Consider the following 16616-nt stretch of genomic DNA (forward strand, 5'->3'; position numbering starts at 1 on the left):
ATATTTATCACAAAAATAGAACTTTTTAACGCGATAAACAAAAAAATTTGTTATAATTTTGTAGTTCAATATTTTATGGGGTGAGCGAGAACTGTTTTCATTGTGGTCAAGGGATAGAAAAAGAGAGAATTTTATTTGATGAAAAGACTTTCTGCTGTAACGGATGTAAGTCTGTTTACGAGATTCTAAATTTAAATCATTTAGGCAACTTCTATGAGCTTAATAAAGGAGCGGGAATTCGTCCGAATGATGAAAATTCTTCTCAATTTGATTACCTGGACACACCGGAAATCTTTGAAAAAGTGACTGATTTTTCTGAAGGAAACACCAGTCTTGTCACCTTCAAAATCCCTGTCATTCACTGTTCTTCGTGTATCTGGCTATTGGAAAGCCTTCATACGTTAAATAAGCATATTAAATATTCGCAGGTTAATTTCACAAGAAAGACCTTACAGATTTCATTCAATCATAACGACATGAAATTAAGCGAACTAGCTAAATTTTTAACGAATCTAGGATATAAGCCCGTTATCAGCCTTGAAACTGCCGATAAAAATGAAGATCATCTCGACAAATCTTTATTGGTAAAGTTTGCCATCGCTGCTTTTGCTTTTGGTAACGGAATGTTCCTTGCCTTTCCTGAGTACATAGGTGGAGAAGATTATTGGATGGACCATTATAAAGGTTTATTCAGAACCTTGATATTCCTTTTGGCAACACCTGTTGTATTTTACTCAGCATCAGATTATTATAAATCCGCATGGTACGGTTTAAAAAATAAGATCGTCAACATTGATGTTCCGATTGTCTTGGGAATTTTTGTTCTCTACGGAAGAAGTATCTACGAAGTGGTAACAGATTATGGCCCAGGATATTTTGATACTCTTTGCGGGTTATTGTTCTTCATGCTTCTTGGGAAAATTTTCCAAAAAAGAACGTACAGCGCCCTATCCTATGACCGGGATTATAAATCTTTCTACCCGATTGCAGTAACGAAAGTTGATTTCGAAGGAAAACAGGACAATATTCTATTGTCTGAAATAAAAGTGGGTGATAGAATCCTGGTAAGAAATCAGGAAATTATCCCCGTAGATGCGATCCTGATCAACGGAGAAGGAAACATCGACAACAGTTTCATCACCGGAGAAAGTGAAAGCATCAGCAAACAGCCTGGTGATAAGATTTTTGCCGGAGGAAAGCAGATAGGATCATCTCTGGAACTGGAAGTTATCAAAGATGTAGACCAGAGTTACCTTACTCAGCTTTGGAATAAAGAAGCATTCAAAAAACATGAAACCGGGCTTGACACGTTAACAAACAACATCAGTAAATATTTCACATTCATCATTTTAGGCATTGCTCTTGTTGCAGGAATTTATTGGGCATTTATTGATTTAGAGAAGATGTTCCAGGTTATTTCTGCCATTCTGATCATTGCATGTCCCTGTGCACTTGCCCTGTCTGCTCCGTTCACTTTTGGACACATTATGAGGATTTTAGGCCGAAATAAGTTTTATGTAAAAGATACTTTAACGATTGAAAAAATCGCGAGACTTGATACAATTGTTTTCGATAAAACAGGAACGATCACTCACAGGAAAAAATCCAATATCAAGTACGAAGGATCTGAGATCAACGAATTTGATACTCTGAACATTAAGACGTTATTGAAGAACTCCAACCACCCGCTTTCAAAATCATTGTACGAATTCATTGAAGTGAAAGATGAGTATTTCCCTGTAGAGAAATTTGTTGAAATTTCAGGGAAAGGATATGAAGCCAGCATAAGAGGAAATCTCTATAAAATCGGATCTGCCCGCTACAACAACCAGGAGCCTAAAAATCTCGAAACAGCAGTTTACATCAGCAAAAATGGAGAATACTTAGGTAAATTTATCTTTAAGAATGAGTATCGTCCGAAACTGAGAGAGCTTTTCACAAAGCTTACCCACTACAAAATATTTATCCTGAGCGGAGACAATTCCTCAGAAGAAAACCAGCTTAAAGAGCTTATTCCAAACTACAAAGGAATGGCCTTTAATCAAAGCCCGGAAGATAAGCTAAACTATATCAAATCTCTTCAGGATCAGCAATTAAAAGTAGCAATGCTTGGAGACGGACTTAATGATGCAGGAGCATTAAAACAAAGTAATGTAGGAATTGCTATTGCTGATGATACAAACAGCTTTACCCCATCTTCTGATGTCATTATGAACGGAGATAAAGTAGTTACTCTTGACAATTATCTGAACGTTTGCAAAGGTTCCATCACGATTGTGAAAATGACATTTATAATCAGTTTTTTATACAATATTGTCGGTTTAAGTTACGCTGTTACAGGACATATGCATCCGCTCTTTGCTGCAATCATTATGCCAATCAGTTCGATCACGGTGGTTACCTTTACCACAGTTTCTACCTGGATTTTAGGTCGTAAATATTTCAAAAAACAGGCGTAAAAGCCCTTATTTAGACTGATTTTAAATTAGCTGAAATCGGCATTTCGTGATGAATGTCATTATTTTTCACTAAATTTGAAACCCGAAAATAGGTTAATTTTGTTGTCCAATGGATATTCTATATTTAATGATCCTCTGCAGTGTTTCTTTGGCTGCGATTTTCTTGGTCGTATTTATAGTGTATGCCCGAAAAGGACAGTTTGAAGATGATGAATCTCCTGCTGTCAGAATCCTTTTTGATGACGAAAAAGTCAAAGAAAAAGATGCAACCGGCGACAAAAATAAAGACGAGAAAGAAATAGGAGAAAATAATAAAAATTGAGAAAAATAGTGAATAGTTGATATGGAAACACAGAAGTTTAGTTATGACAATAGTATTGTCCGTGCGTTCCTTTATGCGACCTTAGTTTTCGGTCTCATTGGATTTACGTTCGGGCTTACGGCGGCATTAATGCTTTTCTACCCGGAATTACCTGAATTCTTTTTCGGGACGGATGACACAACCATTAAAAGTTTGGCATCGGGTAACATTGAAGGGTTAATAAACACTCATGGTGCGTTTGGTTTTGGTAGAATCAGAATGCTGCACACCAACACCGTAATCTTTGCATTCGTTTGTAACATCGTTTACACGGGTATTTATTACTCATTACAGAGATTATTAAAAACAAGAATGTACAGTGACACCCTGTCTTGGTTACATTTCTGGACCTGGCAGTTTATGATCGTTGCTACGTTCGTTACGTTCTTTATGGGAATCAATACCTCTAAGGAATATGCTGAACATGAGTGGCCGATCGACATATTGATCGCATTCTCATGGATCATTTTTGGTATCAATATGTTCCTGACTATTTCTAAGAGAAGAGTGAGACACCTTTACGTAGCCATCTGGTTCTACATTGGTACATGGATTGCAGTAGCAATGCTTCACATCTTCAACAACCTTGAAGTACCTCTATCTTTCACAGGCTGGAAATCTTATTCAGCATACGCAGGGGTAAAAGATGCTATTGTACAGTGGTGGTATGGACACAATGCGGTTGCATTCGTATTGACAACTCCGGTTCTGGGTTTAATGTATTACTTCCTTCCGAAGGCTGCAGACAGACCGGTATTCTCGTATAAATTGTCTATTATTCACTTCTGGTCATTAATTTTCGTATATATCTGGGCTGGTCCTCACCACCTTCAGTATACAGCTCTTCCAGCTTGGGCTCAGGCAGTAGGAACAGGTTTCTCTATCATGCTTATTGCACCATCTTGGGGAGGTATGTTAAATGGTCTTCTTACACTAAGAGGAGCTTGGGATAAAGTAAGAGAAAACCCTATCCTTAAGTTCTTCGTAGTAGCTGTTACCTGTTATGGTATGGCAACGTTTGAAGGACCGCTTTTGGCAACTAAAAACATCAACAAAATTGGTCACTTTACAGACTGGGTTATCGGTCACGTACACTTAGGAGCTCTTGGATGGAATGGTTTCATGGCATTCGGGGTTATCTATTATTTGGTACCAATCATGTGGAGAACAAAACTTTGGTCTGTAAAATTAGCTAACTGGCATTTCTGGTTAGGTACTTTAGGAATTATTTTCTATGCAGTTCCAATGTATATTTCAGGATTTACACAAGGATTAATGTGGAAGCAGTTCAACCCGGACGGAACCTTATTATGGAAAAACTGGCTGGATACAGTAACGGCAATTATTCCTTACTTCAAAATGAGATTCGTAGGAGGTTTATTCTATATCTCAGGATCTATCCTAATGATTGTAAACGTAATCGCTACAGTAAGAAAAGGATCATTCCAGAAAGAAGTTCCTGCTGAAGCTCCAGCGTTGGCAAACATCAGCAAAAACAGAAAAGAAGGAGAAGGTACTCACCTTTGGCTGGAAAGAACTCCGGTATTATTAGGTATCCTGTCTTTCATCACGATATCAATCGGTAGTTCAATTGAAATTATTCCAACACTATCTCTTAAGAAAAGTGTACCTACGATTTCTGCGGTAAAACCTTATTCACCGCTGGAACTTGAAGGTAGAGATATTTATATCCGTGAAGGATGTAACGCTTGTCACTCTCAGATGATCAGACCGTTCAGAGATGAGATTACAAGATTCAACGGTAAAAACGGACAGTACTCCAAAGCTGGAGAATTCGTATACGACAGACCATTCCTATGGGGTTCTAAGAGAACAGGACCGGATTTACATAGAGAAGGTGGTAAAAACCCAAGTTCTTGGCACTACAAGCACATGTATAACCCAAGATCTACTTCTGCTGGTTCTATCATGCCTCGTTACCCTTGGTTAATTGCTACTGACTTAGACAGAACTAAGATGGTAGACAAGATGAAGCTGATGAAGAATGTATTCGATGTACCTTATACTAAGGCTGAAATCGATTCTGCAGACAAGTGGGCTAATAACCAATCGGCAAAAATTGTGAAAGATATCTTCTCCGAAGCTAATGACCTTAAGCAGGCTTATGCTAAGAGACCTCAGGGAGAACTAGAGAAAAAAGAAATTGTAGCTCTTATTTCTTATCTTCAGAGATTAGGTACAGATATCAAAACAACTGAAATCAAAACAGCAAGTAATAACTAAAAAACATTAAAAAGTTCATACTATGATTCCTCAGAACTTTAAAGATATATTATCCAATACTGAAAATGCTGGCTTCTACCAGACACTGGCTCTGATTTTCTTTATGCTGTTCTTCGTCGCATTAGTAATCTATGTTTTTAGCAGGCCTAAAAAATATTACAAAGAAGAAGAAGAGGCACCGCTTGGGGATGATGAAGATGACGATTTTAATTTAAAAAATTAAACTATTTTTTATGAAACAAAGAACACCTGTTGTTATAAACATCTTAATAATAATCGGACTTTTAATAGTTTTTTATTATTTATTTGTACAGAGCTACGCGTTCCTTTCTTCACCTTACTTCTGGGGAACTGTTGTAATCGCTGGGATCCTTGCTTATATTCATGCAGCTATCGGAGACCTTATTGAGAACAACAAATTCAAGAAATTATCTCCTGAAGAAAAGGCAGCTTATTTAGCTGAAAAGAAAGTTCCTTATTTTAAAAGATTGTACCAAAGTGCATTCAAAAAGCAATCTGCTTCTGAAGAAAAAGATATCCTTATCGACCATGGTTTTGACGGGATCATGGAGTTGGATAACCAGTTACCGAAATGGTGGGTAGGCTTATTCTATTTTGGGACCGCTTTTTGTATTGTATATATTGCAGCATACTCTTTCACAGACTTCGCTCACCCGTTAAGCGAATATGAAAAAGAATATAAAGAGCAGCTAGCTAGTATTGAAGAATACCAGAAATCTCAGCCTCCTGTAACAATTGAAACAGCAAAATATTCAGCTGATAACATTGCAGAAGGTAAAGAATTATTCAAAACAAACTGTGCATCTTGTCACAAAGAAGACGGTAGTGGAGGTATCGGACCCAACCTTACTGATAACTACTGGATCAACCAGCCTGAGAAAACGTTATTCAAAAACGTATTCCATATGGACTGGAACGGTTCTCCTACCAACCCTTCGATGAGAGCATTCGGTAAAAACGGAGAAGTTTCAGGTGCAGAGATTGAGAAGATTGCAGCGTATGTATATCACATCAACCAGGAACAACCACCAGTGACTCCGGCTCAGGGAGGAGCAGCTCCTCAGGGAACTGAAGCACATTGGGAAAAAGAATAATTTAAAAAATTAGAAAATATATGAAAAAAACATAATTTGTTATTAGATTAAAATAGTAACGAATTATGTTTTTTCTTTTTTAAAACCTATTACATATGTCAGACATAGAAGAAATAGAAGTACGCGGCGGACAGGGACAGGTTCTGGACCCTGAGACTTACAGAGATTCTATAGGGACAATGGAGCAATCCGGAAAAAGAAGATGGGTCTTTCCAAGAAAACCTAAAGGAAAGTACACCAACTATAGAAACATTGTAAGCTATTTACTATTAATTGTTTATTTTACATTACCATTCATCAAAATCAATGGTAACCCATTATTGATGTTTAATGTTATAGACAGGGAGTTTTTCATCTTTGGACAGCCTTTCTATCCACAGGACTTTTTTATCCTCACTTTAGGTGCTATTGCCTCTTTAATCTTTATTATTGTTTTTACGATTGCGTTCGGAAGAATTTTCTGCGGGTGGATTTGCCCTCAGACAATTTTTATGGAATCTATCTTCCGTAAAATCGAATACCTGATTGAAGGTGACAGAAATAAGCAAATGAAGCTGGACAGACAGGAGTGGAACAGTGAGAAAATATGGAAAAGAAGCTTAAAATGGTCTGTTTACATTATCATTTCATTAATCATCACTCACTTCATGTTCATGTATATCGTAGGATATGAAGAAGTATTTAAAATTGTTGGTGAAGGGCCATTTGCACACCCTACCAATTTTATTGTAATGATTCTTCTTACCGCAGCATTTTACTTTGTATTTGCATGGTTCAGAGAACAGGTTTGTACATTGGTTTGTCCTTACGGAAGACTTCAGGGTGTATTGATTGATAAAGATACCATCAATGTTTTCTACGATTTCAAAAGAGGAGAAAACAGATCAAAATGGAGAAAAGGAGAAGACAGAAAAGCGGCAGGTAAAGGAGACTGTATAGACTGTCATCAATGCGTCGTAGTTTGCCCTACAGGAATTGATATCAGAGACGGACAGCAGCTGGAATGTATTAACTGTACGGCGTGTATTGATGCTTGTGATGAAGTCATGGAAAAAGTAGGCCTTCCAAAAGGACTGATCCGATATGCTTCTGAAAATGAAATTGAAAAAGAAACTCAGTTCAAGTTTACAGGAAGAATGAAAGGTTTTTCAATATTCCTGTTGCTTCTTGTAGGATTCTTAGGATATCTTCTCTATAGCCGCGGTGAAATGGAGGCCAAGTTCATTAAACCGGCAGGTAGCACTTTTTTTGTAAGAGACGGTAAAATTACCAATACTTATAATTATACTTTCCTTAATAAAACGAACGATAAAAAAATCGTTACAATTAAAGTAATTGATCCGGCACATGGGGAAATTACCTATAGTGCATCCAGTAAGATTCAGGTAGACAGAGATAAAATTTCAAAAGGAACAATCAATATCAGTTTCCCTGAAGGTGATATGAAACTCTCTAAGCAGAATATCACCATTGGTGTTTACGATATGAAAGGTAAACTGATTGATTCATACCAGACTTATTTTGAAGGACCTTTCAAACTGCAATTTTAATTAGAAAAAAATGAAGAACTTTAGTTGGGGACATGGTGTTGTCATTGCATTATTAGCATTTATTATCTTTATATTATCCATGATGTTTCTTTTCCCGAACGGGCAAAAAAACTCTGAAATGGTAACAGATAACTATTACGAAGAAGAGCTGAAATATCAGGATGTAATTGATGCGAAGAAAAAAGCAGATGATCTGCAGGAAAAACCTGTATACAGCCAGGATACCAAGGGAATTAAAATTACTTTTCCAAAAGAATATAACAACTCCAATACTACGGTAAAATTTGTTTTAAACAGAACCGACGACCAGAATTTAGACATTAAAAAATCTGTACAGCTTGATGCCGGCCAGTCTTTTACAATCCCTGCACAGGTATTGAAAATGGGTAATTATACGTTAAGACTAAGTTGGACAAAAGATAAAACAGACTACCGAATGGATTATGATGTGATATGGAAATAGGACTTATTGTATCGGCTATTGCGTTAGGCTTTGCTTCCGGTTTTCATTGTATCGGAATGTGCGGACCTATTGCTTTATCGATGGGATTAACCAAAAAACAGGCTGCCAACTTCTATCTTCAGAACCTTACTTATCAATTCGGAAGAATTTTTACCTATTCCTTATTAGGTGCGCTTCTGGGAATTATCGGGCAGGGATTTGAAATGGCAGGATTTCAGAAATATCTTACCGTTACTGCCGGAGTTCTTCTGATCATTATGGCTGTATTTTCTTTTGGTGGAAAAGATTTTGCTTCAAAAATTCCTTTTCTATCCAGGTTTTTGTACAGTGTAAAAATGAACTTGGGAAAATTACTTCAGAAAGCAGATTACCGTTCAAGATTTACCACTGGGCTTCTTAATGGATTTTTACCTTGCGGAATGGTGTATATGGCACTTACAGCAAGCCTTGCAGGCGGAGGAATATGGCAGGGAGCTTTATATATGGCGTTATTTGGTCTTGGGACCCTTCCGTTCATGTTCGCCATAGTTTTAGCCGGGAATCTCATGAATCAGGCTTTCAGAGTAAAAGTCTTAAAAGCAGTTCCGGTAATCATGATTATTTTGGGAGGATTATTTATTCTAAGAGGTCTTGAACTCGGAATTCCATATGTTTCTCCCAAAGCAGAAGCTATGAAGATTATTAAAGATCCAAACGGAGCTGTAAACTGTCATTAAATTAGTATTTTAAATAAACCATGAAGAAAACCATCATCTTATTTCTGATAAGCCTTTTCACATTGCAGTCGTGCAGTGTCAATTCTGAAATTGTCTATCATAAAGATGCAGCCTCCTCTTCTATCACCGATATCGATACAAGAGAGTTTATGTCTGAAATGATGGCTATGACACCGGACTCATTAAAGCAGAAGGAATTCAGCGAAATGGATAAGCTTCCGACTGCGTGGACAAGTATGTATGATCTTGCCAAACAGGAAGGAAAATTGAAAACCGAAAATCCGGATTCCATTAGAATCATGAAAAAGGTTTTCATGAAATCAATGAAGGAAGAGCAAAAGCTGGCTGGATTTTCATTCAAAATGGATCATTTTACCGCAGAGGACTATCAGGTTCTGAAAAATTTCACAAAAACTGAAAAGATTCCTCTGGATCAGAATATTTACAACCATTGGGATGGAAAGACCTTAACAATCAATACGGATAATTTTAATCTTAAAAGTATTGAAGAGGCTATCAAAACCAAAAGTTCAAAGGAAGAAAGTGAAAAAATTGCCGGCATGATGGTCATGTTTTTCAAAAAAATAGGAACTACAATAAAATTTGAAAGCCCAATAAAGTCAATTTCCGGGAAACACGACTGGGTAAAACAGATTGATGACCATTCTATAAGGATAGATTATGATCTGAAAGCTATTTATGATCAAGACACGAAACTCAAAAACGCTGATAAGAAGATCATCATCGTTACTGAGTAAAGCAAGCAAAAAGCCACCGGAATCCGGTGGCTTTTTTATGGTAACCAAAGTCGTTTAGTTGATCATTTCAAATCTTGCATATTCTGCGATCTTCTTAGGAAGTTTGATTCCTTCCGGTGTCTGGTTATTCTCCAGCAAAGCAGCCATAATTCTTGGTAATGCCATTGCTGAACCATTTAAGGTATGAACCAACTGAGATTTACCGTCTCCTTTATAACGGCATTTCAATCTGTTGGCCTGGAATGTCTCAAAGTTAGACACTGAGCTTACTTCCAGCCACATCTCCTGAGCCGCACTCCAGACTTCGAAGTCATATGTCATTGCAGAGGCAAAGCCAGTATCACCACCACAAAGTCTTAATACTCTGAACGGAAGTTCAAGATCTGTAAGAATTTCTTTGATATGCTCTACCATTTCCTCCAAAACTGCGTAAGAGTTTTCAGGTTTTTCAATTCTTACGATTTCAACCTTTTCAAACTGGTGAAGACGGTTCAATCCTCTTACATGGGCACCATAGCTTCCCGCTTCTCTTCTGTAGCACTGAGAGAATGCCGTATTTTTGATAGGAAGATCCTTTTCCTCAAGCAAAACGTCACGGTAAAGGTTAGTCACAGGAACTTCTGCCGTAGGAATCAAATATAATTTATCTTCATTGATATAATACATCTGTCCTTCTTTATCCGGCAGCTGTCCGGTTCCAAAACCAGATGCTTCATTCACAACGTGAGGAGGATTTACTTCTGTATATCCTTTTTCTACGTTTTTGTCTAAGAAATACTGAACCAAAGCTCTCTGCAATCTTGCTCCTTTCCCTAAATAAACAGGGAAGCCGGCTCCGGCAATTTTAACTCCCAATTCAAAATCGATGAGATTGTATTTTTTTGCCAGTTCCCAGTGAGGAATAGCCCCGTCACCCAGACCTTCTACCGGATGAGACTGGAAAATAATTTCGTTATCATCCGCAGAAGCACCACTTTTTACCAATTCATTTGGAATGTTGGGAAGCTGGTACAGAATATTCAGCAAGTCGTTTTCTTTAACTTCTAACTGGGATTTCAATTCTGAGCTCGACTCTTTGTATTGTGCTGTTTTAGATTTTGCAGATTCCGCTTCTTCTTTTTTCCCTTCTTTCATCAAAAGACCAATTTCTTTCGAAATTTTGTTGATTTCGGAAAGCTGGGAATCTAGTTCAAACTGGATTCTTTTTCTTTCGTCGTCGGCAGCGATAGCCTCGTCTACCAACTCAAGATTTTTGAATTGTCTTTTTTGAAGACCTTCTAAAACGCGTTCCTTATTGTCGCGCAAAAAATTGACTTGTAACATTTTATTTAGATGTTAAATATTAGATATTTAGCTTAAAATCAGCTAACAATTGTACAAATTTAAAAATTATTTTGTGATCGTAACGGTATTTATCGAAGTTGGTGCATCAGCATTTTTTGAAAACACTTCATTTCCGTCATACAATACCTTTGAAACCTGAAATACAGTAGGAGTATTGCGATATTGAATTTCCAAAATCCCTGTTACATTATCATTTACGTTGGTGCTTTTTGTAAAAGTAATCAACATTTTGGAATGATAGGAAGTTCCTGTCCCCGGATTTTCCGGGCTTATCGAATCCAGCTTTCTTCTTTTAGCTCCTGCCAGATAATCCATATAAAACAATGAATCGGTTGTCATCCTTAATGATATATTTACCGGAGAATTATCTTTATTTCCAAAAATATCATTCACCGAATATCCTGTAAAAGATCCGGTTTTTTTACTGTTCAGAAGATCCTGACCCGCACTGTTTTTCATATAGATATTAAGTGCCTGATCTATTCTCTGCAAAGAATCATCATCATTTTTACAACTGATGAGTGCAAAAAACGCTACAAAAATGCCGCAAAAATATTTCATCATAAATACAAAGGTAAAATATTAATCTATAGACTCCTGCTTTATTTTTCAAAATATTTCTGATACCATAACTCAAATGTAACCAGCTGCCATATTTTTACCCAGTCATACTCATGTTCCTGATGATTCCACCACTGGTCAATTACTTCAGCATTGAAGAAGTTTCTTTTTTTTAAACATTCAAGATTTTCCGTGATAAAGTCTCTTACTCTTTTTTCGTTTTTAATGAAATAATTGACAGGAAATGAGAATCCTTTTTTAGGCATATTCAACACTTCATGAGGGAGATATTTTTCAGCTGTTTTACGCAATAAAGGTTTATTCTGAGTTCCATTAAATCTGATGTTCTGAGGCAGTGATGAAACATAGTCTATTAAACTGTTACTTAAATAGGGATAACGAAATTCAACACTGTATTTCATGGCACTCAGATCATCCCGGAAAACATGATGGGATGAAAGAGAATATTTCATATCATATTCAAAGTATCCGGAATAGTTTTTTGTTTCTGAAAGATGATATTTTGAAAGATTTGAATCAATTTTACTATAAATATCCGGTTTTATAAGACTTTTAGCTTCGAAAGGCATCATACTGATCTGGCTCTGCCGGAAGAAATCAAACATATTATCCTGAGAGAAATAATTTTTAACCCGTTGTGAAAACTTATCTTTTGTAAAGATAAAAGGGCTCATAAAATTAAAATTCCTCATCAGAAGCCATCTGTTCAGCTTCAGCGTATGGGAATAGCCAGCAAAAAGTTCATCGGCACCATTTCCGCTTAATACGACTTTAAAATTCTGATCATGTGCATATTTTGCGGCATTAATCAAGACTTCAAAGCTGCTGTAAGGTTCTTCAAAATGCTGAATATTTTCTTTAAGATCTTTCAGCGCTTCATCATCATTTACTTTTTTTATCTTATGCAGAACTCCAAAATGTCTGGCGGCCAGAGATGCATTATTTACTTCTTCTTCCGAAAACGGATAACTTACTGTATATGTATTAACATGACCGCTGAAAGACTTTGATTTTGAAGCAATTAACGTTGAATCAATTCCACCACTCATCATTACTGCTACGGGAACATCTGCATACAATTGTTCTGAAATACTTTCGGAAAGCAGCTGATCTATTGTTCTCACAGCCTCTTCTTCAGAAATATTTTTTTCAGACGGCGAAGGCATCTCCCAGAATTTATCTTTGATGATTTTATGATTGTTTAAATCAACAGTCATAAAAGAAGCAGATTCCAGAGAGAAAATATGCTGAAAACAGGTTTGCGGAGCCAACGTTGTCTGAAAAAGAAAATTGGTATAGACTCCATTCCAGTTGATTTCAGGCTTTACCAGTTCATTCTTCAGCAATGCTTTTATTTCTGATGCCCAAACCAGACCGTTCTTGCTGTAATGGTAAAAAAGAGGCTTCATTCCTACCCTGTCTCTTGCCAGTACAAGTCTTTGCGAGAAAAGATCTACAATACAAACGGCAAACATCCCATCTAATTTTGCAAAGGCAGAATTTCCCCATTCCTGATAAGCTTTGAGAATAACTTCAGTATCAGAATTGCTGCGGAAGAAATGTCCTAAAGATTCAAGTTCAGTTCTTAACTTTTTAAAATTATAAATCTCTCCGTTAAAGGTAATAATGATCTGTTCATCTTCCGAGAGCATAGGCTGATGCCCTTTTTCAGAAAGATCAATAATAGATAATCTTCGGAAACCTAAAGCAATAGCAGAATTCTCATCTTTTAAAACCGGAAACTGTTCTTTGATCTTTTGCGTGGAATCATTTCCTGAAAAAGAAACTCTCTCTCCGTTACTATATATCCAGAATCCTTCATCATCCGGCCCACGGTGTCTGATTGCCTTATTCATTTCCAGAATATTTTTTGAGGAAATACTTTTATGAAATGAATAGTAACCGCTGATTCCGCACATAGTGATGAGTTAATATATCTGTAAAAATAGGAAAATGACTTTATTTTATAGTGGTGCCGGAAGTAATTATTTCTTCCAAAATTTCTGTTTTAAGAGCTGTATCTCTTCTTTTGTAACCGTATAGTCTTTCAAATTAAAGGGAGTGGAATTATAAAATTTTCTGAATAACAGAAACGCAGAAACAAAATAGGAAGATGTAGTTGCAATACATGCTCCCAAAATTCCCCATCTGGGTATTGCAATGAAGGAAAAAACAACGGTAACCAAAAGACCCGCAATTGATTTGATATTCAATATTTTAAGTTCCCGTATTCCTGAAAAATAATGTCCCGCCATATCACTTACCGCAATGGCAAAAATTCCCGGGGATAAAAGCAGCATTATTTCTTTGGTCTCTCTGAATTCTTTTCCGAAAATCAACTCGTAAACCTGAGACGGTATGATAATGATCCCCAATACAAAACCTATCATCAGAAAAAAAGTCAGTTTCAAAGATTCTTTGGTTTTCCCTATAGATTCTTCCCTGCTTTTACTATTGACAACATCTGAGTATAAAATGACAGCAATACTGCGGGTAATGGTCCATATCGCTTCCGAGAAAGTAACTCCGACGGAGAATATTCCAACACTGGCTATGCCTTCAAAATATTCTAAGAAATAAAACGAAAGCCTGTAATTCAAAAACTGAACAAAAGCACTTAATTGGGTTTTCCAGCCATATTCAAACATATTTCTACCCACCTCTTTACAGAATGATATTTCAGAAATATTGCATTTTTTGATAATCTGAAAAAAACTAGTGAGGAAAAGAAGCGCCAGGCAGCCAATCTGTGCAAGAAAATACACAGTAACATCTTTCTTTCCAAACCCATATACCAATATTCCTATAAAGATAATATGGACCAACTGTTGTAAAACAGTATACACATTAAACTTTCTAATATTTTGTGTTCCAATAAACAAGCTGATATTGGTAGATAAGAGTGAAGAAAAAACAGATATTCCGATCAGATACAATAGATATTCACCCTGAATAGAAGCTATACTGAATAAAAAAGGAATTAAAAGACCAGTCAGAAGAGACCACAGATAGGCATACAATAAAACCTTTTCTATTTTAAACCTTGATGCGAAATATGAAGCACTGCTTCCGGAAAAGATACTGCTGAAAAAACTTACTGCTGCTGCATTGGCCACCACAATAGAAATGGTTCCCTTACCTTCACTTCCCCACATATTCGTAGAATAGATCACCAGTCCGAAACTCAGGATCAGAATAAGAAAACGGGAGACAAAGGTTTTAAGGATAGTAAGCTGCATAGTGATTATTGATCAATAGACTCTTTTACAAAATCAACGAAGGAATCTTTTATAAGTTCCCAATTATATTTTTCTTTAAATTCTTTTCGTGCATTGACGGCATAGGAATGATAGAATTCCGGATCCCTGATATAATGGATGATAATATCCGAAATTGCTTCAGCATCATGAGGGTTAACCAGGCTTCCAAAAGAAAGCTCTCCCATATGCTTCCTGATCCCATTCAAATCTGAATAAATCACAGGTTTTCCTGCTCCCATAAAATAAAACAGTTTTATTGGCAGCGAATGATTGTTTTCAAAATTGATTTCTCTAAGATCAAAACAAAGATCTGCCTCTGCAAATGCTTCTGTAAATGTTTCAAAACTTGTTGGCTTTCTGATCTCAATATCATCAAAAGTATATTTCTGCAGTAATGATGAAAAGTAGAACTCATCGCTTTCCTGTATAGTTGAGCCAATAATCAGAATCCTGATTTGTAGTGCTGGCAGTTTCTGACGAAGCCTATCTATTGCATTGAAAAAATTATCAATTCCTTTATCCTTAGAAATCTGACCGGTATAACATAACTTGATGACGTTTGGATCGAGTTGCTTTACGCTTTCTTTAATGTAAAGATAATCAGGGTAATAAGGAAGCATGATCTGCTTTCTAAATCCAAAGAAATAGGCTAAAGGGAACTTCTTGGTTCTTTCACCAAAAATAAAATGAGTACTTAAAAATCCGGCATACAACTGTATAAGAGAAAACTTTAAAGCATGAAAAATTTTAGCCGGAAACCTGTACTTCTGAAGCATTGACATAGAAGGATACCATTCTGTAACATCATAGATGCAGCTTATCTTGTGCTCTTTTACAAATTTCTTTACTGCTACTATGGCCAGAGGTTCAGAGCCAATGATGCAATCCGGATGAAAAGCAAGGCAGACTTTTCTGAAAGTTTCCATTTTTGTTCCTATACTTTCTTCAAGAACGGCGAAAGATTCTATTTCAATCCCATCCATAACACCCTTATAATCTGTGCATAAACTGCATATTTTTACTTCATACCCGTTATCTCTAAGAGCTTTTGCCTGATGATAAAAAATGCGGTCATCATTATAGCTGTGGGAGGTCGTTAAAAAAAGTACTTTAGGCATTAGTATCTGCTCGAATCTGTACAAATATACATTAAAACAAAAAAGTGGAAATATATTTTCCACTTTATGATTATTTCTTTTGTATCAGCTCTACAGCGATTATTTTATAGAAGCTGCCCAACTCTTTTCCAAAGGAAGGAGAAAGTGGCTTAAAAAGTCAAGGTAAGTATTTTTGGAGAAGTCAAAAACCTGGATATTGTCTGATAACTCTCCATTTCTAAGTTTTGTTTTAAAATCAATTAATTTTAAAGTCTTTACTTCACCATTCTCTACAAAGCTTGCTTTCATTCTGTCAAAAAGACCCAATTGATATTCTTCATCAATTTCTCTCATCACCTTTCCTAAAGCATCAATGCTGCATCCTGAAGCCATTTCTTTTTCTTCGTCCACGCATACGATGATAAACTGGTTCTTTTCAATTTTAAAAGAAGAAGAAAGCGGTTTTCCATGAGCTGCCCATGTTGCAAGGAAATCAAATAGTTTTTCGGTAATGGCTTTTGCTTCTTTGGTTTCGAAAGGTCTTGAAGCCGGATATATAATGACTCTGTAGTCGTTGGTTTCTACAATATTAGATTCTTCGATTTTCATAATGTAAGTATTTATTTTTCAACACATTGAACAATCAACATTTATTCTAGTTACTATT

At 36.4% G+C, this 16616-nt stretch carries 15 protein-coding genes; 9 read left to right on the plus strand and 6 right to left on the minus strand.

Translation table 11 applies throughout. From position 1 onward, the window contains the following. Positions 1-80: 80 nt before the first annotated feature. From EK417_RS03105 to EK417_RS03145, 9 genes are all read left to right on the plus strand, one after another. A complete protein-coding gene (locus EK417_RS03105; RefSeq protein ID WP_076595426.1) occupies positions 81-2459 on the plus strand; it encodes a heavy metal translocating P-type ATPase in 2379 nt (792 codons plus the stop codon). Between the two features lie 109 nt (positions 2460-2568). Further along, complete coding sequence (ccoS, locus tag EK417_RS03110) at positions 2569-2781, plus strand: cbb3-type cytochrome oxidase assembly protein CcoS (RefSeq protein WP_076595425.1); 213 nt, start codon at positions 2569-2571, stop codon at positions 2779-2781. Between the two features lie 21 nt (positions 2782-2802). Continuing rightward, the gene (gene ccoN, locus EK417_RS03115) at positions 2803-5064 is read left to right on the plus strand and encodes a cytochrome-c oxidase, cbb3-type subunit I (RefSeq protein WP_076595424.1); all 2262 of its coding nucleotides are present in this window, start codon (positions 2803-2805) and stop codon (positions 5062-5064) included. 22 nt (positions 5065-5086) lie between these two features. Further along, a complete protein-coding gene (locus EK417_RS03120; protein WP_076595423.1) occupies positions 5087-5287 on the plus strand; it encodes a cbb3-type cytochrome oxidase subunit 3 in 201 nt (66 codons plus the stop codon). A gap of 10 nt (positions 5288-5297) precedes the next feature. Next, positions 5298-6179 carry a cbb3-type cytochrome c oxidase N-terminal domain-containing protein gene (locus EK417_RS03125; RefSeq protein WP_076595422.1) on the plus strand — a complete coding sequence of 294 codons (882 nt, stop codon included), beginning with the start codon at positions 5298-5300 and terminating at the stop codon, positions 6177-6179. Positions 6180-6274: 95 nt separating this feature from the next. Then, positions 6275-7729 (plus strand): cytochrome c oxidase accessory protein CcoG, encoded by a 1455-nt coding sequence (gene ccoG, locus EK417_RS03130; protein ID WP_076595421.1) that lies wholly within the window; start codon positions 6275-6277, stop codon positions 7727-7729. 10 nt (positions 7730-7739) lie between these two features. Beyond that, positions 7740-8192 (plus strand): FixH family protein, encoded by a 453-nt coding sequence (locus tag EK417_RS03135; RefSeq protein ID WP_076595420.1) that lies wholly within the window; start codon positions 7740-7742, stop codon positions 8190-8192. Beyond that, on the plus strand, positions 8183-8908 hold the full coding sequence (locus EK417_RS03140; protein WP_076595419.1) for a sulfite exporter TauE/SafE family protein: 726 nt from the start codon (positions 8183-8185) through the stop codon (positions 8906-8908). Before EK417_RS03135 ends, EK417_RS03140 begins: the two co-directional genes overlap by 10 nt. A gap of 20 nt (positions 8909-8928) precedes the next feature. Further along, positions 8929-9666, plus strand: a complete 738-nt coding sequence (locus EK417_RS03145) for a hypothetical protein (RefSeq protein ID WP_136521304.1) — start codon at positions 8929-8931, stop codon at positions 9664-9666. 54 nt (positions 9667-9720) lie between these two features. Here EK417_RS03145 and serS read toward each other — a convergent pair whose 3' ends face one another. The 6 genes from serS to EK417_RS03175 form a co-directional block, all read right to left on the minus strand. Next, positions 9721-10989 (minus strand): serine--tRNA ligase, encoded by a 1269-nt coding sequence (gene serS / locus EK417_RS03150; protein WP_136521305.1) that lies wholly within the window; start codon positions 10987-10989, stop codon positions 9721-9723. Positions 10990-11055: 66 nt separating this feature from the next. Then, positions 11056-11574, minus strand: a complete 519-nt coding sequence (locus EK417_RS03155; protein WP_110367652.1) for a hypothetical protein — start codon at positions 11572-11574, stop codon at positions 11056-11058. A 38-nt stretch (positions 11575-11612) separates the two neighbouring features. Beyond that, positions 11613-13511: an asparagine synthase (glutamine-hydrolyzing) gene (gene asnB / locus EK417_RS03160; RefSeq protein ID WP_136521306.1), complete on the minus strand. Its 1899-nt coding sequence runs from the start codon at positions 13509-13511 to the stop codon at positions 11613-11615. 66 nt (positions 13512-13577) lie between these two features. Beyond that, complete coding sequence (locus EK417_RS03165; protein WP_136521307.1) at positions 13578-14831, minus strand: lipopolysaccharide biosynthesis protein; 1254 nt, start codon at positions 14829-14831, stop codon at positions 13578-13580. 5 nt (positions 14832-14836) lie between these two features. Further along, complete coding sequence (locus tag EK417_RS03170) at positions 14837-15970, minus strand: glycosyltransferase (protein WP_136521308.1); 1134 nt, start codon at positions 15968-15970, stop codon at positions 14837-14839. 99 nt (positions 15971-16069) lie between these two features. After that, a complete protein-coding gene (locus tag EK417_RS03175) occupies positions 16070-16558 on the minus strand; it encodes a hypothetical protein (RefSeq protein WP_110367648.1) in 489 nt (162 codons plus the stop codon). Positions 16559-16616: the final 58 nt, after the last annotated feature.

This window comes from Chryseobacterium candidae, assembly GCF_004916905.1.
GTDB lineage: Bacteria > Bacteroidota > Bacteroidia > Flavobacteriales > Weeksellaceae > Chryseobacterium > Chryseobacterium candidae.